The organism is Pleurocapsa sp. PCC 7319 (assembly GCF_000332195.1).
Lineage (GTDB): Bacteria > Cyanobacteriota > Cyanobacteriia > Cyanobacteriales > Xenococcaceae > Waterburya.
Genome location: NZ_KB235922.1, coordinates 5,204,651 through 5,230,409, shown reverse-complemented (window position 1 = coordinate 5,230,409; position 25,759 = coordinate 5,204,651). Strand labels below are relative to the sequence as shown.

The following is a 25,759-nucleotide window of genomic DNA, read 5'->3' as shown; positions in this document are numbered from 1 at the left end:
ACTAGAGACAAGAACACTAAATATTTACCTTTTTTAACTTTAAATATGGCTCTTTATAGATTCGAGGGGCTGAAGCCGAGAGACACTCAAGTAATTATAGCAATAGGGTTTTCACCTTTTTCTCTCGATTGAAAACAGCTTTGTCGCTACTAAAAGAAAGCCGGTATATGTTTTGTTCTCTACAAGATGTAGCTAGGGCTAAAGCCCGTTCTAAATCTTTGATTTAGGATGGGTAGTTTACTGTTCCTTGATTCCAATAGCTAAAACCCTTGATTTTTCTTTGCACTGCTTAGTCTTAATCTTGTCTCTAGTCATTCTCATGCAGAAATGTGAGGTTTATCATGTCTGAAGTTCCAAAATTAGATCTGATTATCAAAAATGTACGGCTAATTCGTCCCCATGATGATACTGTGCAACCAGTCGATTTGGGAATTAAGAATGGCAAATTTACCCAAATAGCACCCGATCTTAACCCAGATATAGGGAAAGAAGTTTTTGATGCCCAAAACTTGCTGGGATTTCCTGGAGTGGTAGATGCCCATATGCACATTGGTATCTATCAACCGCTCGATCGCGATGCAGTTACTGAAAGCAAAGCAGCAGCAATGGGAGGAGTCACTACTAGCCTGAATTACATCCGTACAGGACAGTATTATCTTAATAAAGGCGGTTCTTACAGAGATTTTTTTCCGGAAGTATTGGCATTATCCCAAGGAAATTTTTTTGTTGACTACGGCTACCATATTGCCCCCATCAGTGGAACTCATATTGATGAGATGCAAATGCTGTTTGAGAATTATGGGATTGGGTCATTCAAAATTTTTATGTTTTATGGTGGTTATGGTTTACATGGACTATCTGACCAACAGAACCTCTTTTTGATGATTAATAAAGAGGAAAGATATGACTTCGCCCACTTTGAATTTATTATGCGCGGTCTAACTAAACTGAGAGAATTACACCCCGAAGCAAGCGATCGCCTCAGTCTCAGTTTACATTGCGAAGTAGCCGAAATTCTCAATGCCTATACTAAAATTGTCCAGTCGGATTCAAGCCTTACAGGGCTCAAAGCATACAGTGCTGCCCGTCCACCCCATTCTGAAGGATTAGCTATTTGCATCGCTTCTTATTTGGCACATGAAACTAATTGCCTGAATATAAATCTCCTACATCTCAGTTCTCGTAAGGCAGTAGAAGCAGCTTTGATGATGCAAACCGTTTTTCCCCACATCAATTTCCGTCGAGAAGTAACTGTCGGACATTTATTATTAGATGTAGATACTCCTACAGGCAAATGGGCAAAAGTTAATCCGCCGATTCGTTCCCGTACTGACGTAGAATACCTATGGCAAGCTGTACTGGAACGTAAAATTGACTGGATTGTCAGCGATCATGCTTGTTGTTCGGCGGAGAAGAAAGCTAGTCTACAAGAGCCTAATAATATTTGGCTAGCCAAATCAGGCTTTGGCGGGACTGAATATCTGCTTTCTGGTGTGTTTAGTGAAGGTAGTAAGCGTGGTATGTCTTACAATCATATGGCTGAGTTATTATGCTGGAATCCTGCCCAAAGATTTGGCTTGAGTACCAAAGGGGATATTGCAATTGGTTACGATGCTGATTTAGTATTGTTCGACCCCGATGAAACGTTTGTCGTGAGTGCTAGTGATTCGTTATCACAGCAAGGCTACTCACCGTTTGAGGGGGTAGAGTTGACAGGACGAGTCAAAACAACTTTTTTACGAGGTAATAAAATTTACGACCGAGGACAAGTAATCGGTGAACCCACTGGACATTATTTAAACCGCAAATGAAAGTAGCTCGTATTCATAATTTTAGTGGTCCAACTGCTGTACAGATAGATGAAATAGATGTTTTGGAACCTGGTTCAGGTGAAGTCAGGATTCGGGTAGGTGCTGCTGGAATTAACAATTCTGACTTGCAGACAACCTATGGAAACTATCGAGGACCTGGCTATGAAGGACTGCCCCATATACTAGGTCAAGAGGCTGCTGGTGAGGTTGATGCTGTGGGTTTAGGAGTTACGGATTTTGTACCAGGAATGCATGTCGTGGGACACGTTAAGGGAACTTTTGGCGAAATGGCAATTGGGTCCGCAACCGAGTTGCTACCCTTGGCAGATGAAGTTCCATTTTCTGTAGCCGCTAGCTTACCGATCGCCTATATGACTGCTAGCATGGCATTAATTCATAAAGCGAAGATTCAGAAGGGGGAATGGGTGCTGATTCACCCTGGTAGTGGGGGAGTTGGTACCGCAGCAGTTCAACTTGCTAAATTGTTAGGAGGGCGGGTTATTGCCACTGCGGGCAACAAGTCCAAGATGCAGCGAGTAATAGAATTAGGTGCAGATTACGGAATTGACTATAGCTGTCAAGATGTAGCTGCCGAGGTTTTAAAAATTACCGATAACTCTGGAGTCCAAGTAGCACTAGATGGTGCAGGTCAAGCTACCTTTGCCCAATGCTTAGAAGCGATCGCCAATAATGGTCGTATTGTTTCCTATGGTACTACTACTGGTATGGATGCTAGGCTGCCAATAGGGAAACTATTGGGACGCAATGCAACAATTTACGGGATTGCTCTCTGGTATAACAGCGACTATCAAACGGCTTTGTCCACACTAGGTAATCTGGTAATTCCTGCCGTGGCTGAGGGAAAGTTACAACCGGTGATTGATCGAGAAATTAGTCTAAAAGATGTGACTGAGGCACTGCTTCAGATGGAAAAGCGTCTTATTATGGGCAAAATCATCGTCATCCCACAATTTTTTTGAACAATTTTGTCGGTGCCAGCCTATATCAAGATTCAACTAGTAAATTAGTAGCTTGATCGACAGTTACAGGTGGACTGAAAAAATAACCTTGCATATATTCACAATGTAAATTTTCCAGTAATTTTTTTAATTGTTCTGATTCCACTCCTTCGGCAATGATTTGCATATTTAGCTCTTTCCCTAGGGCAAGAATAACATTGATAATTGCTAAATTCTTAGAATTGGTTCTTAAATCCTTAATAAAAGAACTGTCAATTTTGATGGTATGAAAAGGAAAATCTTTGATATAGCTAAGAGAAGAATATCCTGTGCCAAAATCATCCATTGCCAGAGAAACTCCCATTTGATTTAAATCAAGTAGGATTTCCTTGGTTATATCTGTATTTTGTATGGTCGTCGTCTCGGTAATTTCTAACTCCAACCAATAGGGATTTAAGCCAGTTTTTTGTAAAATTTTAGCTACTGTTGCTACTAAATAATGGTTGCAAAATTGACGCACAGATAGATTAACTGCAACTTTGACGGGGGATAAACCCATCTCCTGCCAAATTTTATTTTGAGCGCAAGCTGTTTGTATTACCCATTCTCCTAGGGAGATAATTAAACCATTTTCCTCGGCAATAGGAATAAATAAATTGGGAGAAAGTAAACCAAGATTCGGGTGCTGCCAACGTATTAAGGCTTCCATTTTTACTATCTTTCCCGTAGTAACTTCAACAATGGGTTGATAGTAAAGAATTAATTCTTCCCTCTCTAAAGCGAAATGTAAATCATTTTCTAAATTCAATAATTCATAAGCTTGAGAATTAATGGTTAGAGTGTAGAATTGATAATTGTTTCGCCCTTGGTCTTTAACTCGATACAAAGCAGCATCAGCATTTTTTAGCAATGTATCAGCATCCTTACCGTCATCAGGAAAAATAGCAATCCCCATGCTAGAAGAAATGTGTAAATAATGTCCATCCAAATCAAAACCTGGTTTGAGAATTTCTAAAATTCTGCTGGCGATCGTAGTAACATTTTCTCGATGACTAATTTCAGGCAGTAGTAAAGTAAATTCATCTCCTCCCCAACGAGAAATAAAATCCTGTGGTCTCAGACAGTGCTTAAGTCTTTCAACTACTTTTTTTAGGAGAAGATCGCCCACTGCATGACCCAAGGTATCGTTAATGATTTTAAAGCGGTCTAAATCTAGAAACATCACCGCTAACATTTGATTGTTACTGTGAGCTTGGTTCAAAGCTTGAATTAGTTGCTGCTCGAAAAAATGACGATTAGGTAAATTGGTCAAAGAGTCATGAAAAGCTTGATGTTGAATTATGGTCAGGGCTTTCTTTTGTTCGGTAACATCGCGAAAGCTCCAGACACGACCCACTGTTTGTTCTTGAAGCTGCTGTGCTTTGGAATAATATTCTAAAATTCGACCATTTTTCAATTCCAGACAATCATAAATATTCTCAGCAGATTGAGTCAAATTTTTTCTCAAACTATCAGCATAGGGGTCAGCCAGCTGTTCGAGGAATAAATTAAGGAGTTGTTGACGATCAATTTTAACTGCTGAAGGTACTCCCCAAATGTCAACCAATTTCTGATTGTAACTGACGACTTGACCACCGTTGTCTAGAACTAAAATGCCATCAGCTGTAGCCTCTAAGGTAGCTTGTAGTAAAGAGATTGAGCTAGTTAATTGCTGATTAACGTCCCTTAAGATTTCATTTTGTGCGGCTAACTGTTGTTCTTGGTGATAGCGTTTTAAAGCTTCTTTGACAGTTAGAATTAAGTCGGTTTCATTCCAGGGTTTAGTAACATAACGATAGAGAGCCGCGGCATTTACAAGACTCCCCACTGCATCAGCGTCAGCCTGTCCGGTTAAGAGAATTTTTAAACTTTTCGGATAAAGGGAATGTAGTTGAATCAGTAATCTGTCTCCTGTCATTCCAGGCATGATTTGATCGGAAATAATCAGAGGAATCTCGATTTCTTCTGCTACTAATTCAGCACAAAGTGCAACTGCTTCGGCAGCACTATCAACCAGTTCGAGGTCATATTCTTGACCAAGACTACGTTTCAGTTGTTCTCCTAAACTATTGAGAATTACAAAATCATCATCCACACAAATAATTGCGGCCTTAGTCATTATTTACTCCAAAGCTGAAGCGATCGTTTGGTATAACTCTTTTTCAGTCCAAGGTTTGTGTAGACAAGCATAGAGATTAGCTTCTTTTTGCGCTCGTTCGATGGCAGTTTCGTCTGCTTGTCCGGTGAGCATTACAGTAATTAGTTGAGGAAATTTTTGATGGACTTGAATCAGGAATTCATCTCCTTTTATCCCTGGCATTAACCAATCTGAGACAATTGTGAGAATTTTAATCCCATCATCATGTAACTCCTCAATTACTTCCCAAGCTTCTTCGGCACTTTCGGCTACTTCATAAATATATTGCTCGCCAAAACAACGTTTAAGCTGTTCTTTGAGGCTATCTAATATGACTATTTCATCATCAACACAAAGAATTGCTGCATTAGACATTGTTAAAATTTCTCCTTTCTCAATTGTCCCCTTCTAATTAAGCACAACTAATTGGAAGCCAAACACTGAATTTAGTCTGTCCAGGATGACTTTCAACTTTGATACTTCCTTGGTGCTTCTTAATAATTTTTTGACAGATATGTAAACCTAAACCGCTCCCTTCTCCCATTGGTTTAGTGGTAAAAAAAGGCTCAAAGATTCTTGCTTGTATTTCTGAATCGATACCAGAGCCAGAATCAGTAATTTGAACTTGAACACCTTTTTCGACCTGCTCCGTAATAATTGCTATCTGACCTTTTCCTTTGATCGCCTGAACTGCATTGTGAATTAAGTTCGTCCAGACTTGGATTAGCTCATCAGGATAACACTTTACCTCAGGTAAAGATTGATAATTACGAATTATTTCAATGTCTCGTTTGATCTGATTATGATAAATTTCCAGGACGGTTTCAATCCCATCAGTAATTTGTATCAGTTGTTGTTCGCCAGTTTGATCTTGCCGAGCATAGTTTTTAAGTGCAAAGACTACTTTGGATGCTCTTTTTATTGCGGTCAAAATAGTATGATTATTGCCAAGTAGGCGAGTTAAGTTGTAGGCAAGTTGTAAAATCCAATCAACTTGAGGATGTTTCAGTAGAGGTAAAAATGAAGACAGATACTGATTATCTGTTGCCATTTTTCTCTCATAGATTCCAATATCGAGCAAAATATCAGCTATATTTCTGGCGTTATCAATCTTTTGCTCTTGCAACCACTTAGTCAGCTTTCGTTTTAAGGGACGTTTTTCACTGGAAGTCAGAACGGTTTTATTCTCTGTGGCCTGAGCTAATAAATCGAAAAAGCATTCTTGTTGAGCTGCATTAAGAATTTGATTGAGTTGTGGTAATTCTGATAGAGCTTCTCTTAATGCTTTGGTGATATTATTGGCAGAAGCTTGAATTGCTCCTAAAGGAGTATTGATTTCGTGGGCTACTCCAGCTACAAGCTGTCCTAATGCTGCCATTTTTTCTTGTTGAATTAACTGTCCTTGAGTTAGTCTGAGTTCGGTTAATGTTGTTTCTAAATCTTGATTTTTAGTCCATAGCTGACGATTAAACTGCCAAAATCCTCCTCCTAAAGTCAGACCAGCTAACAGTAAAGATAAAGTAGTACCAAAACTGGCAATTGTTCTTGCTTGTTGCTCTCGATCTAGATAAACTTTTTCTAAAGTAACAATTTCTGCATATAACTCATCGTAGATTTCATCTATTTCTTCTTCACTAATTTCGAGAACTTTTTCTAATTGTTGAGCAGCTATTAAATTTAAAGCTCGTTCTACTTCTGTTTGATAGCGATTGTAAAGCAGAAAAAAGCGATCAAATTTATTTTTTTTCAGGTTTATTTGCTGAATTTGAGCGAGTAGTACCTCGGTATCTTCCTCATTCTCGGTTAATTCTTCTCTGACATTATCATCTAGTTTTCCTTTGGCAATAGCTTCCCATTCCAAAGAATTAGTCCTACTCAACTGTTCTTTCAGGTTTACTAAAAGAGTTTGAATATGTTTGTTTGTTTCTGCCCATTGATTAATACGATTGATTGAAATCGCTGTAGCAGTAAAGATAAAAGTCACTCCTATTAATACCAGCCATACTGGTACGCGGTGTTTCTGGTCTAAATTTTCCTCGTAGAATAAATTATTCATATAACTGGCAATGGCTGAAATATCTTTTATTTCGTTAATTAGCTCTCAAAAGACAAGCACATTAAAAGTAAAATTTGTAATTGCTGAAAAATGCTATTTTTAAGATTCCCAAAATAGGGATCTAAATTTATATTTTTTTCAGTAAAATCAAATCCATAAATCTCTAGACGATCTGGGAATTGTCGAGGTGATATTAATCCTTTCAATTCAGAAGAATTTCCACGGAGTTTGGGCGAAGTGGTTGGAGAACCAATCTCGGCAAAAAGTGCCAAGATAGACTGTGCAACTCTTCTAGGGGTCAATTTTGGTTGAGGAGATTGCCTTGGCAATCAAAGTGTCAATACTTAAACAAAAAGTATAAAGCTCTTAAACCCCGTCCACATTGAAAACTGGAGTTTTGCTGGTTAAATAGGGTTTGAGTTAGAAGGGTCAACAACAACTTTTTACTTGCTACTTGCTACTTGCTACTTGTTACTTTCTCGAACAGTTACATTAAAAACTACAGGTTTCAACAGCGTGGTTGGATATGCTGAACTAAATTCAGCATCCCCCACGCTCAAACTAGATGCGGTCTAAACAGTAGGAATTTCAACTTCTATACGACAGCCATTTCCTGGTGAAGCGTGTAACTGGATATGACCTTGGACGGCAGTTACTCTCTCTTGCATTCCTTGAAGTCCGTATCCAGAACGTTTTTGGTTTAAATCAAATCCTTTACCGTTATCTTCTACGGTCAAATTTAGTCCTTTTTGGGAACTGCTCAGTTGAATTTGTACTTCTGTAGCTTGGGCATATTTAAAGATGTTGGTCAATGCTTCTTGTACGATTCGATAAACAGTTTGGGCTACTGGTAATGGAACTGAGCCACAGCGACTAATGTTAGCACAAATTTCTAGACCAGTTCCTTTGCGAAAATCATCAACCAAAGTATCGATTTTGACTTCGAGAGGTGGTTCGTCTTGAGCATCTTCTCTAAGTGTACTAATAGATTTACGCACTTCCTGCATGGCAGTCTTACCTAGTTTTTGGGCTTGCGTTAAAAACGAATGAGCTTGAGCTGGTTCTTTGTCCCAGAGTTTGACAGCAGTTTGCATCTGAATGTTTAAACTGGTGAGGGCATGACCTAAAGAATCATGGATATCGCGAGCAATACGATTACGCTCTTGTACCGTTGCCAGTTCTTCTATCTTCTGGGAGTACTGCTGTAACTTCTCGTGAGCGTGAGCTAGCTTTTGCCGCATCTGACGTTCGTTGAGCATTTTATTAGTCAGCTGCAACACAAAAAAGATCGCTAAGCCAAAAACAAGAGTTTCAGCTATTATGTGCATCCCAAAATTAACCTGATCTTCTGGTGCTTCTGGTAATGCGCGCTGAATATATTTAAACTGGTCGCTCAGAAAGAGAAGAAAGACCACACTAGTAACTACCCATCGACCAAGATTTTCAAACAAAAAACAACTCCGCATTACCACAATTAAATACAAGGTCGGTAAGACATGAAGATATCCCAAAAACGTCCCGTAAAAAATTAAGCCAATTTCGAGGACAGTATAGATAATTTTGACGAGAAGTCTTCCAGTAGGCAAGATTAAACCCATCAAACCCAGCACAACTAGAATTGAGATATGTCGGACAGGAATCATATGACCCTGCCAAGCTTCCACCACAGCCAAAGCACCACAACTGGCAAGCATGATCCATTCGGCAATAAGCAAAAAGCGAAAAGGATTGGGCAGAAATTTGATAGAGGAAAGCATGGTAACTATAATGAGCAGCTGAATATCTCTTTATTAAACTGCGAAATGTTTTCCGATCGCTAGTACAAAGCGGGAATTTATCACTTTAGTGGCAATTGATATTGCAGCTAGTAAGCTTTAGTCTTAGGTAAATACACTTAGGTTTCAGCGAAAGTTGCAGGAGGATTACTTCTTTCGTTGATGGTAGATTCGAGACGTTTTTCAGATGTTTTTCCCTAGTCGAATCTCTACGATTAATTTAAATGAATTTGAATCAGGAGAAATTAATTATGAAATCTACAGTTGCAATTGTTGGTACTTTATTAATTACAACTTTCGGCTTTAATAGTGTTGCTACAGCTAATGATAGTTTGGTCGATACTATCAAGCAACAGAACCAGCAAGAAATTCTTATAGCAACTAGAAAAGGAAAAGGAAAAGGAAAAGGAAAAAAAACTGGAGGAACTAGCACTAACCCTAACCCTAACCCTCCTAAACCTAGCTCTATCACTAACCCTTCTCAACCTAGCTCTAGTTCTCAAGATAGCACTTCGTTAAATGGGAAGCATAAAGAGCAAGATATGGACACTAAAGGTTATAGACCAAATAAAAAAACCAAGGAAAAAGCCGAGGTTGCAATAGATGGACTTCAATATGCAGATCTCGCACGTGGATCTGGTTCAATTCATAAGTCTAATAACTCAACTGACCCTAGGATTGATGTTCAAGGTAATACTGGTACACACCAAAACATTCAAGTTCAAGTAGGAAAAAGTACTATAGCTGGGGTACTGATACCAGATGAATATCTCAATTCCAACAAACCGGAAGAAATGGAGCAAGTTGAAAACACTGTGAAAAAAGTCCTCAAACAAAGTTTACAAACTACTGCCGACGGTAATCCTAAAATGTATACACTTGGAGATAAGTCATTCTAAACTCAATAAAGCAGATAACAGAGTATTAGCAACATCACTATTGAGCCGCTCACCAATACGTTAACGCTGAATTGATAGAGAGTGGCTCGCTCTAGAAAAGCGAATCAAATAAAAAGCTTTATATCTCATTCAGATTATTCCGCAGGGATGCAACGCCAAATTTCCTTTCGTGAAAATATTATTGAAAAACCAGAAGTTAATCCTCATCACAACCATAAGTGTTCTAATTAGTATCATTAGTATTATTCCCCTCAAGCTAGCGATCGCCCGTTATCAATCACCTAGTCCTCAAGCAATTTTGACTCTTGGTGGTGGTCATCAACGGGAAGTATTTACCGCAGAATTTGCTAGGTCACATCCTAATTTACCAATATGGGTTTCTTCAGGTACTAACGAAGTTCGAGCTAGAGAAATTTTTGAGAGTGCAGGTGTTGACAATCATCGATTTCATCTTGATTATCGGGCAACAGATACAGTAACTAACTTCACAACTGTAGTTGCTGATTTTAAACAACAAAATATTAACCATATTTATTTAATTACTTCTGATTTTCATCTTCCCAGAGCAAAAGCGATCGCGTTTGTGATTCTAGGTAGCCAAGGAATTACTTATACTCCTGTTTCCCTAGCCACCAATAGACCATCTGAACCAAAATTCAAAATTGTACGGGATTTTGGACGAGCTTTTCTGTGGGTTTTTATTAAACGCACAGGATCCAGCCTCAATTTTTAGCAACATATTCATTAACCAGACTGTTTATTACAAATATTTTTTAACTCATTCTGAATGCGATAAGGATAAATGGAAAAATGACCCTTATTTTTGATAAGATTGCTTACTCTAATTTATGAAGTACATAGGCGAAAAAACTGGTGCTTCAGTTGTCGCAGTAAATCCCGCGTATACCTCAATGATATTGCCTTACAAAGACGAGTTTGTCTTTACCGATGTCAGTATCAGAAAGTATTGGGATGAAGAATTAAAGCTCTGGGTTGACCGAGATATTGCTTCTTCGGTCAACGTGAAGAGGGTTGGGCTGGATGTGTTCCCAACCATAAAACGGCGTAGAGGAAATCCAGTAGTTATCTCATCTACTACTAATAGTACCTCCAAGCTAGTTCTCTCTTCCCTACGGGGTCTGGAGAAGCCTACATCCGTATGCGAAGCATCGGTGTAGGTACATCACTAAAGCACAGGCAAAAGCACTGGGAGAATATTTTAAAGTTTCACCGAGTTTGTTTATTTGAATCAGGTGATCGTTTTTGATTGGCTCTATGTCAGTGCGATCGCCCTTAACTTTCCAGTTCTATGAAGATCAATATCTGCTTTAGAACATCTTGAATTGAGATTTATTTAACAATTAGCACAAACTGAAGTTTGGGCATCTGCATAAACAATTACAACTTACTACCACATTCAGGACAGAACTTATTAGCAACAGGGTTAGTTGTACCGCAGTCAGTACAGTTAATAAACTCAGCAGCAGGATGTTCTTTCTCAGGTAATCCCAACATTTGAGAATTGCTTTTGCCAGGGGCAATCATTGGATAACAGTTTTCATCCTTGGTTACTTGGACATCCATTAATACCGGACCATCGTGGGCTAACATCTCGGCAATAGCTGGAGCCAATTCAGAGCGATCGCGCACAATCATTCCTTTGAGACCGTAAGCTTTAGCCAAAATTTCAAAGTCTGGAGCACCTACTTCCATATTGGATGAAGAATATCGCTCACCAAAGAAAGTCTGCTGCCACTGACGAACCATTCCTTGCCAACCGTTATTGATGATTACGGTTTTAACATTGATCCCAAACTGAGCTAAAGTCCCCAACTCTTGAGGATTCATTTGGAAACTGGCATCCCCACTGATACAGATAGTTTCTTCATTGGGAATAGCAACTTTAACACCCATAGCTGCAGGTAAACCATAGCCCATAGTACCTAAACCAGCACTGGAAATCCAACGACGAGGACCATTTTTCAAAAATTGCGCTGCCCACATTTGATGTTGTCCAACATCAGTAGTGTAATAAGCGTGGGGTGCTTGATTATTTAGTTCAACAATCACTTCCTGAGGAGAGATACCTTGTTCAGGGTGGGGAGCAACCAAGGGATATTCTTCCCGCCAGTGATTAATTTTATCTAGCCAGGGCTGAGTAATGTTGGAGTTAGAACTAAAGTTAGCTTCTTTCGCTCTTTCGAGCATTTGCTCTAGCACCTTGCGAACATCCCCCACAATTGGCACTTCAGGAGCGCGATTCTTGCCAACTTCGGCAGGATCGATGTCGATGTGAATTACTTTAGCTCGATTGGCAAATTCGTCTAATTTACCTGTAACGCGATCGTCAAATCTGGCACCAATGGCAATTAACAAATCACATTCACTGACGGCAAAGTTAGCATAAGCTGTACCGTGCATGCCTAACATTCCTACCGATAGGGGATGATATTCATCAAAAGCTCCTAGGCCCATCAGAGTAGTAGTTACAGGAATCTGAAATTTTTCTGCCAGTTCTTTAATTTGACCATGAGCATCGGCAGATATTGCGCCACCACCAACATACATCAGAGGTCTTTCTGCTTTGGCTATCAACTTGAGAGCAGCGCTAATTTGGCGAGGATTTCCCCTGACAGTAGGTTTATAACCTCTGAGGTTTACCTGTCCTGGCGACACAGGTACATAATCAAATTCTTCATAGCCAACATCCTTGGGTACATCAATCAAGACTGGTCCAGGACGGCCCGTACTAGCAATATGAAAAGCTTCGGCAACAATTCTTGCCATGTCTTTAGCATGACGTACCACATAAGAGTTTTTAACTATGGGTGTAGTGATACCAAAAATATCTGTTTCCTGAAAAGCATCCGTTCCAATTGCCGGACGAGTTACCTGTCCCGTAATTGCCACCATGGGAATAGAATCAAGATGAGCAGTCGCAATACCTGTAACGAGATTAGTAGCTCCTGGCCCAGAAGTCGCAAAACAAACTCCCACTTTCCCTGTCGCACGAGCATACCCATCTGCTGCATGGGAAGCAGCTTGTTCGTGACGAACTAGAATATGCTGGACTTCTCCCCTTGCTTCTGAACGATATAATTCATCATAGATCGGCAATATTGCTCCACCAGGGTAGCCAAAAATATGCTGGACACCGTGACGACGTAGACTGTCCATTAATGCAAATGCACCTGTCTGACGCTGGGGAGTCTGGGTTGATTGTGAGCCTTTGGGAATACTTGTAGATACCACGCTTGCTATCCGCCTAATTTTCTTATCTTTTATTGTAAATTTTGCTGTCTAATCTGCAACAAAAAACTAGCTTAATTTTTAAGGTTAAATTTACTAATATAAGTTAGTTTGTTCTCTCTGTCGAGGGAGCGACCCTCGAATAATTATATATTGTGGTAATCATAGGTTCCTTATTTCAGCGACTAATTACTTGATTAATGTGAGGAATCGATGATATTTATCAAGTAATTAGTTAGAGAATCACGAGTCTTTAGACCAGAATTATTTACTCGCCATCCGCTACAATTGCTGGGCGATCGCCATAAGTCTAGATGTTCGACCTCAGGATCGGCATAAAAGCCTTCTTTTCCAGCACCTAAAAGAGCCGAACTCCAATGAGTAAAATAATCATGGCTAATTCGATAAATTGGGAAATTACCTAATAAAGGCATTCCCCAGCCATCTAAAGCAACAAAGCTGGCAATCTTCCCTCCTTGAAACTGCCAAGCCCAAGCTGCACCAATTGCCCCGACAACTCCAGCACTAAAGGCGATAAAGTGTAGAGGTTGAGACTCAGCAGGCATAAGTTGATTCTGTTTGAGCCATAGATAAATATCGATAGCAAGGTAGGGTCGATATTTGGTAGTTGGAAAAATCAACCAATTTTGGTCAACTGTGTTGTTTTTAATGTCTTGAACAAAATCCTCTGTTAATTGAGGTGCATGAATACCAGGACAAATAACGACCGACATAAAGATCTATATCTTAAAAAGACCTCAGAAAATGATTAATGTTGGTTAAAGTAATATTAATTCCAAAAGGGTATGAGATGAGCTTGATTATTACTGAACCAATTAAAGTAGAGAAAATTGCGATCGCCATTAAGAATTTACCCTCTCATTTGTCTGGCACCAAAATAGTTCAACTATCAGACTTACACTATGACGGGATACGTTTATCAGAATCAACTCTACAACAGGCGATCGCTCTCAGTAATCAAGCCAATCCAGATTTAGTTATTATCACGGGAGATTTTGTTACCGACAACCCCCAACCCATTTATAAATTGGCGACACGCCTAAAGCAATTAAAAAGTAAATATGGAGTGTATGGTTGTTTAGGCAATCACGATGCAATTCCCCCATCTGCGGGACAGAAAATAATCGAAGCTCTAGCTCAAATTAACCTCAAGATATTGTGGAATGAAGTAGTTTATCCACTGGGTGATGGTTTGGCGATCGCCGGTTTAGCCGATTTATGGTCAGGAGAATTCAACCCAGCCCCTGTACTAGAGCAAATTCCCACGGATATTCCCCGTATTGTCTTGTCTCATAATCCTGACTCCGCTGTGGTACTGAAGCAATGGCGAGTAGATCTACAGCTTTCTGGACATACTCACGGTGGACAAATCGTGATTCCCGAATACGGTCCCCTAATTGCTGTTTTACCCAAAATCAGGAAATATGTGCCTAAATCTCTGCGTAATCATCTTCCCTACCTCAAAGACTGTGCCAAGGTTGTCAAGCATTGGAATTGGTCGGAGGGTTGGCACCAGGTAGGTATCAACCAACTGTATGTTAATCGAGGCTTAGGTACTTATCTTCCTGGTCGTTTTTTCTGTCCCCCGGAAGTTACGATGATTACCTTGGAATCTAGATAGCTTAAACTTCGGTAACGATGGTAAGTACAGAACAATTGATTTATCTAAAAGTCTATTTTTTAGATCTGATTCCCACCTAGATTAAAAAGTGAATCATAATAATAATATTTGCAATTCTTCATAATTATCAATTTAGTTATTATGGCAACTTCAGAAAATCAATACGAAATTCAAAAAAGCGAACAGGAATGGAAAGAAGCTCTTACTCCTGAACAATATCGAGTCTTACGCAAACATGGCACAGAGCGAGCAGGAACAAGTCCTTTGGATAAAGTATACTCAGAGGGAACTTATTTCTGTGCTGGTTGTGGTCAACCTTTATTTAGTTCTGATACTAAATTCAATAGTGGTACAGGATGGCCCAGTTTCTATCAACCACTTGAAGACGCAGTCGGTACAACTGTTGATCGCTCTTTATTTATGACGAGAACCGAAGTACATTGCGATCGCTGTGGTGGACATCTAGGTCATGTGTTTAATGATGGACCTAAACCTACAGGTCAACGCTATTGTATGAATGGTGTTTCTTTGAAATTTGTCCCTGAGGAATCAGCTAGTTAAAATTAAAGGAAGGAATTAAACCCCAAAAATATTTCTTTTAGCTGAAATTCTGGAAACAATACTCTTTTGACACTCCCCTGCCTAGAAGGCGAGGGGATTCTTGATTCATCCCAAGATAGCTAGATCCGTCTTTGACGCATCCCCCTAAAGGGTTCAGCAGTTCCTTTAAGCGGGTGAACCCCGCCAACGGACTGCTTCACCGCTAGAGCTTGATCCACAAGCATGTCTTGGTGCGCGTTCCTTGGGCGATTGAAAATCGCCAGGGTCGCACCGCAACACGGTCTGCCCGACCGCTAAAATATTTTTTGCTGAAATAAATAATTTAGATAAAAAATAAATGAAGATAAAACACGCAATTAATTTACATAAATTTCTCACCTTTGCCTATATTTTAGGATTAATGGCTTTTTATCAAAATTTTACGATCGCTCCTTGGGTATACCTTGCTCTTCATGGAACTTACGGTATGTTGTGGTTAGTTAAAGACAGTCTTTATCCAGATCCTAAGTGGGAAGAAGACATATCCGTCCCGATGGGAATTTTTACTTTCATTCTGTTGGGTTTATATTGGGTTGCTCCCTATATCCTGATTAGCAGTAATATCACACCTTCTGCTGCTTTAATCTGTATGGCGATCGCCACTAATCTAACGGGAATAATGCTTCATTACGGTAGCGATGCTCAAAAGTATTTCACTCTTAAATATCAAAAAGGCTTAATTACCGAGGGTTTCTTTAGTCGTAGTCGTAACCCTAACTATTTAGGCGAAATCTTAATTTATCTTGGTTTTGCCATGTTAGCGCAACACTGGCTACCCTTTTTAATTTTGGGAGTTTTTGTTTCCTTAGTATTTGTGCCCAATATGCGGAAGAAAGATCAGTCTCTTTCACGCTATCCAGAGTTTGCTGCCTATAAAGAGCATTCGGGTTTACTATTACCAAAATTATTTATCAATAAATTAGCAAAGTCCGAGCAATCAGAAGCAGCAATTAATAGTTAATCAATCAATTTTAAGTATTTTTGAGATTTTGTCTACTAGCTATCAGCTATCAGCTAAGTAGCAGAATGGAGCTTAAACTCCTCCCTACTATATACTCCTTAAAGAGCGAGGCTTCTAATCCATACTAGCTATAAATTATCAGCTACTATGCGGGTAGTTTATTAAAGCTTAAAGATTATGGCTTAGAGCTTACAGCTTCAAGAGTGACCTAGACTACCGACTTGCCTCTAAACTAAAGTAAAGAGAGATAATAGCAAAATACACTGATTGGATGATACTGAATATCAAACAATTGCCAGTCGGGAATTTAAGAACGGTTCTAGAACAAAATTATGGATTTAATTGCACTTGAGAGTTTTTTAGATAACACCTCTTTTGGGGTTTTACTAGTCACTATGTTGATCTACTGGGGTGGTGCAGCTTTTCCGAACCTTCCCTATTTAGCAACTCTGGGAACTACAGGCATGGCGATCGCCAATCTTTGTATGGCTACCTTATTAGGTTCCCGTTGGTTAGAGGCTGGTTATTTTCCCCTGAGCAATCTTTATGAATCTTTATTCTTTCTGGCTTGGGGCATTACCACTATTCACTTTATCGCCGAAAGAATGAGTCGGAGTCGTTTAGTCGGAGTGGTTACTAGCCCAGTAGCGATGGGAATTACAGCTTTTGCTGCCTTGAGTTTACCGGTGGAAATGCAGCAGTCTGCACCATTAGTACCAGCACTAAAATCAAATTGGTTAATGATGCACGTCAGCGTTATGATGCTCAGCTATTCTACTTTGATGGTGGGCAGCGCGATCGCTATTGGTTTTTTAATTGTGACTCGTGGACAAAAAGTTGAACTAAAAGGTAGTTCAGTAGGTACTGGTAGTTTTCGCGATCGTGTAAAGCAAAAGACGAGCTTAAATCCTGCTTCCAGTGCAGATAGTGTTTTTGCGAGTACTTCGGCTACTGGTAACACCGCAGTTCTAGATTTACCTCAAACCGAAACTGTCAAACTGTCTCCCGAACGCCTGAGTCTGGCTGACACTTTGGATAATATTAGCTATCGCGTAATTGGTTTAGGGTTTCCTTTATTAACTATCGGTATCATTGCTGGCGGTGTTTGGGCGAACGAAGCTTGGGGTTCATATTGGAGTTGGGACCCTAAAGAAACCTGGGCATTTATCACCTGGTTGGTATTTGCGGCCTATCTCCATGCTAGAATTACTCGCGGTTGGCAAGGTAGAAAACCTGCTATTTTGGCGGCGATCGGCTTTGTCGTCGTTTGGGTTTGTTACTTAGGAGTTAACTTATTAGGTAAAGGTCTACATTCCTACGGTTGGTTTTTCTGATAATAATTTTAATTTTTCGCTCTAAATTAGAGGATGTCTTTCAGAGCATCCTTTTTTTATGAAAAGTTTTTTGGAAACTTGGAGTAAAAACGACACAAACTCAGGCAATAAAGAAACTGCAAGTGAACTACAACATAAAAGTGAGTATCAACATATAAATAAGCAACAACAGCAGTATCAAGAGATTTTTGATTTTTGTCAGCAGAATAATCTGGACGTAAGCAATATCAATGCATTTAATTCTGCGGAGACGATAGTATTGGGTTAGTTTTTTTGGCATTGCATCTCTGCGGGATGATATTGTGGCGGGGACTCAATTCATTCTCCGTGTCCCCGTATCAAGGGTGTGGTCAAAAGCGCTTGGTTCAAGTCGCGATCGCTGTTGACCTCTAACCATCTAATTCGGATTTCATCTCTGATGAATGCTTGTCTTGGGATGAATCAAGAATCCCACAGCTTCTAGCTGTGGGAGTGTCAACCTCCGAATTGTAGCCAAGACATGAATGGCATCCGTACGTTGTTGACCTCGTTTTTTGATTAGCGCTTAAATCGATTACGTCGAGAAATTAATTAATTTGTCTGGACACGGTAGCCCATAATTTGTAAGGCTAAGTAGGCAAAATAATCAAATCTTTCAATTTAATCGTGTTTAAATATCCTTCTAAATTGTGATTTAGATCGCTGTTAACATTTTATTTAACTATTAGCAAATATTTCTAAAAAAAAGTTTTTAAGGGTGATATGTTTTGCTGATCTTTGGGGTAATTTCTAAATAGGAAAACAAAACCCTAAACAAACACACAAAACACAAACACTTATTAACTGAAGGATATAAACATGAATAACGTATTTACTGCTAAATTATTACAAAACCTAAATAACAAAAAAGGTAATAAAGGTTTTACTTTAATTGAATTATTAGTTGTTGTAATTATCATCGGTGTACTAGCTGCTGTTGCTCTTCCCAACCTACTAGGTCAAGTTGGTAAAGCTCGTGAAACTGAAGCCAAAACTACTGTTGGTGCAGTTAATAGAGCTCAGCAAGCTAATCGCATCGAAAGACCTACATTTGCTGATAGTATTAATTTGACTCTTGCTGATAACCTACTGGGAGTTGTAGTTCCTACTTCAAGTATTTATAGTTATACCATCGCTGGTGATGCTGATCTCGGTACTGTTACAGCAGATGCAGGGACTGCGGCAGCCGACAATGGTGTCAGAAATTATGCTGGTGCTGTTTCTTATGGTTCGGGTGCTTTTGCTACTATCGTCTGTCAAACTGACACTGTAGGAGGTACTGTAGCAGCCCCTGCGGGTGCGACTGCTACCGATTGTCCTACCGATACTACTTTGATTCGCTAGTTATTGGTATTAACTTAAATTTGGAAAAAACAGGTATTATTTACCTGTTTTTTTACTTATTTCATAAACAAAATCTGATTTAAAAAAACTAAAAGTGAATGTTAAATATTTATATCTTTTATTACAGAAGAAGAAATCTAGTCACGAGAGTGGTTTTACCTTAATTGAATTGCTAGTAGTAGTTATTATTGTCGGTATCCTAGCAGCTATAGCCTTACCTAGTTTTTTAGGTCAAGTTGGAAAAGCTAAAGAGTCAGAGGCAAAAAATAATTTAGGAGCAATGGCTCGCGCTCAGCAAGCACATCATTATGAAAAACAAGTGTTTGCTGATACTTTAGTCAAGTTGGCTGGTAATTTTGTTGGGGAATACTATAATTATCCTAATCCTGACATAGCTACTAATTCTTTAGTAAAACAAAAAGCTACTTCAATAGACTCTATCAATAATGTAACTAGAGATTACGCTATAGGTATTTACTATGATGCTGGTGCTTATGAATTCGCTTTTTGTCAGGCAGCAAAAGTCGGAGATACTGTTGAAGCGCCTAATATTGCTGGGAATTCTTGTACTAATGGAGGATTTAAAATTCGTTAAATAAAAAATCTAAATTACTTGGTAGGAAAATAATGTTAATTTTAAATCAAAAATTTGGTAAATATGTTTCTATCTCTCTTAGTATAATTTTGATTTTTGTAGGCTTGATTCAACTTCAAAAAAAACAACTATCTCAACTAAGGGCATTTGAAGAAAAAAGTAATTATCTTGAAGAAGAAGAATATTTAAAGACCAGAGTAAAATTTCAAAAAAAGATGCCTGTATTTGGCTTTGATAATCTTTTTGCTGATTGGAATTATTTACAATTCGTTCAGTATTTTGGAGATGGAGAAGCAAGACAAGTTACAGGTTACTCTTTAGTAACAGATTATTTTGAAGATATAGTCAATCGCGATCCTAATTTTATTCAGTCTCAATTGGTCATGTCTACTGCTAATTCTCTATTTGCAGCACGACCTGAAAAAACCATAGATTTAATTAATCAAGCTTTAGAAACAGTTAATCCAAAAAATCCTTATTATCCTTTTTTTCTCTGGACGTATAAGGCTACAGATGAAATTTTATTTTTGGGTGATATTGAAGCAGCTAAAAATTCTTATAAAATGGCTTCTAAATGGGCAAGTTTACGCCAGGATGATTTAGGCAACAAAATGGCAGATCGCTTTCAAAATACAGCTAAATTCTTAGCGACCGGTCCCGATCCAACTGAAGCAAAATTTGGAGCTTGGATGACTGTTTTATCTAATAGTCAGGATCCTAAAACTCAGGACTATATTCTCAATAAACTCAAAGAATTAGGGGCAGAAATTAATATTTCTCCCGATGGCAGGTTAGACATTAAACCCCCGAAATTAGATCGGGCTTAAGGCTTGGTATCTCTATTTTCAAAAATATTACTCAGAGGATGTCTAAAAAGTCAAAATAAATGCGATTGCGCTCCGCGTACCAGCAAAGCTGATCGCTGATAAAAATTAGAAAAACTCTCGTTAAATTAAATCTGTCAATAGCTTAAAAAGACAGAAAACGAGAGTCATGAGACAATCATATCGCAGCGATTTAACCGATGAACAATGGGAAATAATCAAAAGCTTAATCCCAGCAGCTAAAACTGGCGGTCGTCCTCGAACGGTAGATATGAGAGGAGTAATGGATGGAATTTTTTACGTCTTGGTGGCTGGATGTGCCTGGTGTTTACTGCCACATGATTTTCCGAAATGGAAAACAGTCTATCATTACTTCAGACAATGGCGCATCAGTGGGGACTGGGAACGTATTCATGAACAGTTGAGAAAATGGGTTCGAGCAATTGAAGATCATCATCCCAGTCCATCGGCAGCCGTTTTGGATAGTCAATCTATTAAGACAGCAACAATGATCCATCGTGATGTTGGATACGATTGTGCCAAGCAAATCAAAGGACGTAAACGTCATGTTCTGGTTGATACTCTAGGACTTTTGATTGTGGTAGTAGTCACAGCAGCTAATTTACCTGAAAGAGCCTGACTTTTCACGGCATCTTTTGGAGGAAATATAAGTTGTGTAACAATATTCGCTAACAATTACTCATTTAGAGAAATCTGCGCTCTCGATAGAGCAAAATAATTGAGCCGATTGTAAGTTATGAATGAATCAGACCAAAAATTCAATAACGGAAAAATGCGACTTTGGAGATCAACGTTTAACCAAAAGGGCGATGTTCATCGAATCAAGATTATCGTTAAAATATGGCAAGCCACTCTCAGAGATTTTTGAGAGAGCAAGTGACCTGAAAAGAGCTTATGAATTCTTTGCCAATCCGAAAACTAGCTTAAGCAGTGTGTGCCAACCCTATCATCTTCAAACAGCAGCTCAGATTAAAGCACTCCCCATCGTATTAGCAGTGGGAGATACAACCTATCTCGATTACAAAAAAATCCTCGACAAAAGAGCCGAATATGGACCGATTGGCAATGGGGGAAATGGACTAATTCTACATAGCACCTTAGCCCTTGATGCCGACAATGGACAACCAATAGGATTACTAACAGAAAAACTGTGGCATCGAGAGCATGAAGAAAAAGGGGAAAATCTAACGAAGAAACAGAGGAAGAAAAAACAAGCAGAAGCCAGAAAACGCCCAATTGAAGAGAAAGAATCTTATAAATGGATAGAAGCTCTCAAAGAAGTCGAAAAACTCTTAAAAATCTCCGTTCCAGAGCCTACAAGGCCCAAAATTATCCATGTATTTGACCGAGAAGGGGACATTGCGGAAGTCTTTGCTCAAGTCAGTAAAACCTCAAATACAGGGTTAGTAGTAAGAGCAGCACATAATCGAGCACTTGAGGGAGAAAACAGTTATCTATGGTCATGGCTACCATCCCAACCGATCAAGATGGAAGTAGCGATAGAACTAGCCAAAACCAAACAGAGGACAGAGCGAATCGCAGTTTTGGCAATTAGATATGCACCTATTAAACTTCGTAGTCCCGCCAGAATTAAAGAACCAGAATCTTTTGAAGTTTATGGGGTTTATGCCGTAGAAATTGACCCCCCAGAGGGCTGTGAACGCGTAGAATGGATGATCTTGACTACAGAACCCGTTACAAATGAGGAACAGGCACAAACCATTTTACGGTGGTACACTTACCGTTGGCGAATTGAAGAATATCATAAAATTCTCAAGTCAGGATGTAAGGCGGAAAGCTATCGTCTATCTGGAAATAGTATGCAGGTATTATTAGGATTTTTAACAAATATTGCGGCACAATTGTTAAAAATGACTTATTTAAATCGAACCGAACCAGAAGCACCGGCATCTTCGGTTTTAAATGAGGTACAACTTGAGGTTTTAGCTGCCAAAGGAAGAAAATCAGTCCCCGTAGTAGATTTGACGGTAGCCTGGGCGATGCAAGCTGTAGCTCGTTTGGGCGGTTACTTGAGTCATCGAAAGAAAAGTAATATTGGTATTACCGTTTTATGGCGCGGATTTTTAGAATTGCAATCTTTGTGTGAAGGATGGCAATTACGCTCCCATTTTAAAGTTTAGGAGGGAGTTGATTGCTACGAGGTGCGGGAGTAGGATAAGGATTTGGTTAGCGAACTTTATTACATAATGAATTAGGACTTTTTCTGGTCTTAACTATGCCCAATGCCCGTCAACAGAAGGATGTAGCCAGTCGTCTAGATGAACTTAAACATCTTCTCAAACAACTCCAACAAGATATTGAAGACATCCGCTCTGAAGGAGAAATTGCTCCGTCTGGTTGTTGGATTGTCCGTTACCAAGCCAAAGGACAAAAGGGGGGTCGTTATTGGTATTACAAATGGATGTCCCATGAACCGATTTTTGTCACCAAAAATGGGACTCCATCTCGTCATCGATATTTAGGCAAAGCTGGAAGTAAAGATTATTTGAACGCGGTTGAAGCTCTATCTCGTCGTGGCCGAATTGAAGCATTGGAGCGAGGGATGAGTACACTTTCAATGGGGTTGGAGGATTTGGTAGAGGAAGCATCAAGATTCAGCAAAGGTTAGCGAACATTGTTACCTAACTTATACTCTTTTCCAAAGATGCCGTGAAAAGTCAGGAAAGAGCAGGTGCTAAGTTAGTCTTGGCAAAAGTCAAAAAAGAACAGACAAAATTTTGACCAAACGCCAAAATTTGGGTTGATGGGGGATATAGAGGAGAGGAATTTATGAAATGAATGGGTCATGGACACCTATCGATGGATAATAGAAACTGTCCTACGTTCAGACCAACAGAAAGGATTTAAGATTTTACCCCGACGTTGGGTAGTCGAGCGTACTTTCGGCTGGTTCAATTGGTGTCGCCGTTTGAACAAAGATTATGAAGTTTTACCTGCCACTTCCGAAACTATGATTCGAGTCGCTATGATTCGTTTGATGTTAAGAAGGTTGGCATAATCTAATACTTTTCAGACATCCTCTCAGACTGGACGGCAAGATTCAAATTACCCACAACGGTGTAACAGTTTATTTTTTAAATTCAGAACAAAACCTAGCAGTACATCTTCTCCATGAAGAGTTGTGGGATTCTGTCTCAAAAAATGAGGTGCTTCTAAACTAGAAATACACCCCATTTCTTAGGTAATGCCAAATGCCTCAAAATAAGTCGCATTTGCTTTAAAGTTAAGTTATTAAATTTTTTTGAAAGTTAGTTTAGTCTTTAGCTCATCGCAGCGTTGCTACGATTACTACCTATATCGTTAATTGTTTTACCTTGAATATGACTGTGAAATTGGGGATCGACATCTACGCCAATTTCGGTAGCAGTCCGAGCCAGCATAGATTGTTTACGCTTCATGACTAATTTTTGTTGGCGCGTTAGCAAAGAGCGAGCTTGGTTTTGAATAGACATTGGATTTTTTTGATTTTCTTTTTACACATTCACAAATATATCATAAATTCTGTATCAACCGCTACTTTTTGTTCCTCATTATACAAAATCCGCTTGTAAAATATCTGTTCTAACAGGGTTCGATATTGCAGCGAGCTTAAGTTGACCATGAGTATAATTAACAGGTTTATATTATTGATTACTCAGACCAAGCTAAATGGAGATTTATCTGACTTTTAGTATTCTAACCCTAGCTTTGGTTGCGTTTATCTTCGAATGGTTTCCTGTGGACTTAACAGCCATCATGGTTGCAATCATTTTGATGTTGCTGGGGTTAGTTACCCCCGAAGAAGGGATTGCAGGGTTTGGAAACACGGCGACAATTACAGTGATGGCGATGTTTATCCTTAGTGCAGGTGTGACTCGAACGGGAGCAATTCAGGTTGTGCGAGATTTACTGTTGTCCTGGAGTGGCAAAAATATTTATCAGCAGATTGCTGTAATGGGTATAATCGTGGGACCGATTAGTGCATTTATCAATAATACGGCAGTAGTGGCAATTTTTATTCCCATCATTGAAGATTTTGCCCAAAAGAGAGGAATTGCCAGTTCTAAATTGCTGATGCCCTTGTCTTTCGCCTCTATTTTAGGGGGGACATTAACTTTAATTGGCACTTCAACTAATATTTTAGCCAGTAGTTTATCGAAAAAATTAGGTCAAGGAGAGTTTCAATTATTTCAGTTTACAAAGTTAGGAATTATTATTTTTTTTATTGGTTTATTGTATATCGTGATTGTCGCACCGAGAATTTTGCGTAATCATAAAACTGGTAAGACCGGCCGTTTGAGTGAAGACTATGAAATCAAAGAGTATGTCACTGAGGTCGTAGTTTCTCCTAGATCTAGTCTTATTGGGCAGACGCTACGTCAAAGCGAGATCCAGCGTAAGTTTGATGTTGACGTATTAGAAATGATCCATAATGGTACTCATTTTCCCCAACCAATTGCCGACAAAAAAATTAGAGCTGGAGATATTTTAATAGTAAGAGGTAGCAAAGATACTCTTCTACAAATTAAAGCTGAAAGAGGTATTGAAATTTTACCTGATGTCAAGTTCAATCAAGAGCAATTAGAGGCAGAGTTAAATACGGGAGAAGAAAAAATTGGGGAGGTTTTGATTCTATCTAACTCCCGTTTTATTGGCGCAACCCTGAAAGATTTGCGTTTTCGCCAACGACGAAATGCTACCGTATTGGCAATTCGCCGAGGACAGGAAGTACTAAGAGACAGACTAGGGAAAGTTCCCTTACGTTTTGGTGATTTACTCTTAGTTCAAGGTCCTAAACAAAGTTTTTTAGGTTTGCAGACTTCCCGTGAATTACTAGTCTTAGAGCAACGAGATGTAGAAAACTTAAGGCTAGACAAAGCTATGGTTGCAGTTTTTATCTGTTTGGCGGTAATTCTGACTGCGGCATTTAATTTAGCACCAATTTTGGTTAGTGCCTTGGCTGGTGTGGTCTTGATGGTTTTAACTGGCTGCCTCAAACCAGGAGAAATTTATGGTGCAGTGCGTTGGGATGTGATTTTTTTATTAGCTGGATTAATTCCTTTGGGGACAGCAATGCAAAATTCCGGTGCAACGGCATATTTAGCCAAGCCTATATTATTTATTGGCAACAATTTATCAGGTTACTGGATTTTGTTGTTCTTCTATCTGATTACAACAATCTTGACCTCAATTTTGTCTAATAATGCCGCTGTTTTACTGATGATTCCTCTTGGTGTTCAAGTAGCTCAATCACTAGATTTAAATCCTTTTGCCATTATGATGGCAGTTACTTTTGCTGCTTCCAATAGCTTTATGACTCCCATTGCCTACCAGACAAATACTATGATTTATGGACCAGGGGGATATCGATTCATTGATTTCATTCGTTTAGGAACACCATTAAGTCTTATTATCACTCTAATTACTCCCGCCCTAATTATTGGTTTGTATGGTTTATAAACCATATTTGCCAAGTTTTCTAGCTCAAAATTATC

23 protein-coding genes and 3 pseudogenes are annotated in these 25,759 nt (G+C 39.1%); 19 read left to right on the top strand and 7 right to left on the bottom strand.

Annotated features, from left to right (window positions below; all coding sequences use genetic code 11):
- Positions 1-341 precede the first annotated feature (341 nt).
- Complete coding sequence (locus PLEUR7319_RS0127865) at positions 342-1,811, top strand: dihydroorotase family protein (RefSeq protein ID WP_019508518.1); 1,470 nt, start codon at positions 342-344, stop codon at positions 1,809-1,811.
- Positions 1,808-2,791: a zinc-binding dehydrogenase gene (locus PLEUR7319_RS0127860; RefSeq protein ID WP_019508517.1), complete on the top strand. Its 984-nt coding sequence runs from the start codon at positions 1,808-1,810 to the stop codon at positions 2,789-2,791. The genes PLEUR7319_RS0127865 and PLEUR7319_RS0127860 overlap by 4 nt, the downstream gene beginning before the upstream one ends.
- Positions 2,792-2,816: 25 nt before the next feature.
- Here PLEUR7319_RS0127860 and PLEUR7319_RS0127855 read toward each other — a convergent pair whose 3' ends face one another.
- The 4 genes from PLEUR7319_RS0127855 to PLEUR7319_RS0127835 form a co-directional block, all read right to left on the bottom strand.
- On the bottom strand, positions 2,817-4,928 hold the full coding sequence (locus PLEUR7319_RS0127855; protein WP_019508516.1) for a bifunctional diguanylate cyclase/phosphodiesterase: 2,112 nt from the start codon (positions 4,926-4,928) through the stop codon (positions 2,817-2,819).
- Between the two features lie 3 nt (positions 4,929-4,931).
- Positions 4,932-5,321 carry a response regulator gene (locus PLEUR7319_RS0127850; protein WP_019508515.1) on the bottom strand — a complete coding sequence of 130 codons (390 nt, stop codon included), beginning with the start codon at positions 5,319-5,321 and terminating at the stop codon, positions 4,932-4,934.
- A 37-nt stretch (positions 5,322-5,358) separates the two neighbouring features.
- Positions 5,359-7,002: a sensor histidine kinase gene (locus PLEUR7319_RS0127845; protein ID WP_019508514.1), complete on the bottom strand. Its 1,644-nt coding sequence runs from the start codon at positions 7,000-7,002 to the stop codon at positions 5,359-5,361.
- A 572-nt stretch (positions 7,003-7,574) separates the two neighbouring features.
- Positions 7,575-8,759 carry a sensor histidine kinase gene (locus PLEUR7319_RS0127835; RefSeq protein WP_019508512.1) on the bottom strand — a complete coding sequence of 395 codons (1,185 nt, stop codon included), beginning with the start codon at positions 8,757-8,759 and terminating at the stop codon, positions 7,575-7,577.
- A gap of 269 nt (positions 8,760-9,028) precedes the next feature.
- Between PLEUR7319_RS0127835 and PLEUR7319_RS0127830 the strand changes: the two genes are divergently transcribed.
- The 4 genes and pseudogenes from PLEUR7319_RS0127830 to PLEUR7319_RS43705 form a co-directional block, all read left to right on the top strand.
- Positions 9,029-9,676 carry a hypothetical protein gene (locus PLEUR7319_RS0127830; protein WP_026102830.1) on the top strand — a complete coding sequence of 216 codons (648 nt, stop codon included), beginning with the start codon at positions 9,029-9,031 and terminating at the stop codon, positions 9,674-9,676.
- Positions 9,677-9,845: 169 nt separating this feature from the next.
- Complete coding sequence (locus tag PLEUR7319_RS0127825) at positions 9,846-10,409, top strand: YdcF family protein (protein ID WP_019508510.1); 564 nt, start codon at positions 9,846-9,848, stop codon at positions 10,407-10,409.
- 115 nt (positions 10,410-10,524) lie between these two features.
- Positions 10,525-10,854, top strand: a pseudogene (locus PLEUR7319_RS0127820) (RNA-guided endonuclease TnpB family protein); the annotation flags it as partial.
- A pseudogene (locus tag PLEUR7319_RS43705) lies at positions 10,853-10,924 on the top strand (transcriptional regulator); the annotation flags it as partial. The pseudogenes PLEUR7319_RS0127820 and PLEUR7319_RS43705, both read left to right, overlap by 2 nt.
- 150 nt (positions 10,925-11,074) lie before the next feature.
- On the opposite strand, the gene ilvB reads toward PLEUR7319_RS43705, so the two are convergent.
- Both ilvB and PLEUR7319_RS0127810 read right to left on the bottom strand, forming a co-directional pair.
- Positions 11,075-12,928, bottom strand: coding sequence for a biosynthetic-type acetolactate synthase large subunit (ilvB, locus tag PLEUR7319_RS0127815; protein ID WP_019508508.1), 1,854 nt, complete (start codon positions 12,926-12,928; stop codon positions 11,075-11,077).
- A gap of 194 nt (positions 12,929-13,122) precedes the next feature.
- On the bottom strand, positions 13,123-13,659 hold the full coding sequence (locus PLEUR7319_RS0127810) for a hypothetical protein (RefSeq protein WP_019508507.1): 537 nt from the start codon (positions 13,657-13,659) through the stop codon (positions 13,123-13,125).
- Positions 13,660-13,736: 77 nt separating this feature from the next.
- Here PLEUR7319_RS0127810 and PLEUR7319_RS0127805 point away from each other — a divergent pair, with 77 nt between their 5' ends.
- The 12 genes and pseudogenes from PLEUR7319_RS0127805 to PLEUR7319_RS36920 form a co-directional block, all read left to right on the top strand.
- Entirely contained in the window at positions 13,737-14,567 is an 831-nt protein-coding gene (locus tag PLEUR7319_RS0127805; RefSeq protein WP_026102828.1) for a metallophosphoesterase, read from the top strand.
- A gap of 141 nt (positions 14,568-14,708) precedes the next feature.
- Entirely contained in the window at positions 14,709-15,128 is a 420-nt protein-coding gene (gene msrB / locus PLEUR7319_RS0127800) for a peptide-methionine (R)-S-oxide reductase MsrB (RefSeq protein WP_019508505.1), read from the top strand.
- A 337-nt stretch (positions 15,129-15,465) separates the two neighbouring features.
- On the top strand, positions 15,466-16,128 hold the full coding sequence (locus PLEUR7319_RS0127795; RefSeq protein ID WP_019508504.1) for an isoprenylcysteine carboxylmethyltransferase family protein: 663 nt from the start codon (positions 15,466-15,468) through the stop codon (positions 16,126-16,128).
- Positions 16,129-16,460: 332 nt separating this feature from the next.
- Positions 16,461-17,462, top strand: a complete 1,002-nt coding sequence (gene ccsB / locus PLEUR7319_RS0127790; RefSeq protein WP_019508503.1) for a c-type cytochrome biogenesis protein CcsB — start codon at positions 16,461-16,463, stop codon at positions 17,460-17,462.
- A gap of 58 nt (positions 17,463-17,520) precedes the next feature.
- Entirely contained in the window at positions 17,521-17,730 is a 210-nt protein-coding gene (locus PLEUR7319_RS0127785; RefSeq protein WP_019508502.1) for a hypothetical protein, read from the top strand.
- A gap of 569 nt (positions 17,731-18,299) precedes the next feature.
- Positions 18,300-18,824, top strand: coding sequence for a type IV pilin-like G/H family protein (locus tag PLEUR7319_RS0127780; protein WP_019508501.1), 525 nt, complete (start codon positions 18,300-18,302; stop codon positions 18,822-18,824).
- Between the two features lie 94 nt (positions 18,825-18,918).
- Positions 18,919-19,419: a type II secretion system protein gene (locus PLEUR7319_RS42915; protein WP_019508500.1), complete on the top strand. Its 501-nt coding sequence runs from the start codon at positions 18,919-18,921 to the stop codon at positions 19,417-19,419.
- A 32-nt stretch (positions 19,420-19,451) separates the two neighbouring features.
- Positions 19,452-20,246 carry a hypothetical protein gene (locus tag PLEUR7319_RS0127770; protein ID WP_019508499.1) on the top strand — a complete coding sequence of 265 codons (795 nt, stop codon included), beginning with the start codon at positions 19,452-19,454 and terminating at the stop codon, positions 20,244-20,246.
- Positions 20,247-20,412: 166 nt separating this feature from the next.
- Positions 20,413-20,883 (top strand): IS5 family transposase, encoded by a 471-nt coding sequence (locus PLEUR7319_RS36925; protein WP_019508498.1) that lies wholly within the window; start codon positions 20,413-20,415, stop codon positions 20,881-20,883.
- A 121-nt stretch (positions 20,884-21,004) separates the two neighbouring features.
- A complete protein-coding gene (locus PLEUR7319_RS0127760; RefSeq protein WP_019503395.1) occupies positions 21,005-22,405 on the top strand; it encodes an IS4 family transposase in 1,401 nt (466 codons plus the stop codon).
- Between the two features lie 95 nt (positions 22,406-22,500).
- Entirely contained in the window at positions 22,501-22,893 is a 393-nt protein-coding gene (locus tag PLEUR7319_RS0127755; RefSeq protein ID WP_019503396.1) for a hypothetical protein, read from the top strand.
- Between the two features lie 125 nt (positions 22,894-23,018).
- Positions 23,019-23,283, top strand: a pseudogene (locus tag PLEUR7319_RS36920) (transposase); the annotation flags it as partial.
- 262 nt (positions 23,284-23,545) lie between these two features.
- Here PLEUR7319_RS36920 and PLEUR7319_RS0127745 read toward each other — a convergent pair.
- Positions 23,546-23,737, bottom strand: a complete 192-nt coding sequence (locus PLEUR7319_RS0127745) for a hypothetical protein (protein ID WP_019508496.1) — start codon at positions 23,735-23,737, stop codon at positions 23,546-23,548.
- A gap of 196 nt (positions 23,738-23,933) precedes the next feature.
- On the opposite strand from PLEUR7319_RS0127745, the gene PLEUR7319_RS0127740 reads away from it, so the two are divergent.
- Complete coding sequence (locus tag PLEUR7319_RS0127740) at positions 23,934-25,724, top strand: SLC13 family permease (RefSeq protein WP_019508495.1); 1,791 nt, start codon at positions 23,934-23,936, stop codon at positions 25,722-25,724.
- Positions 25,725-25,759 lie beyond the last annotated feature (35 nt).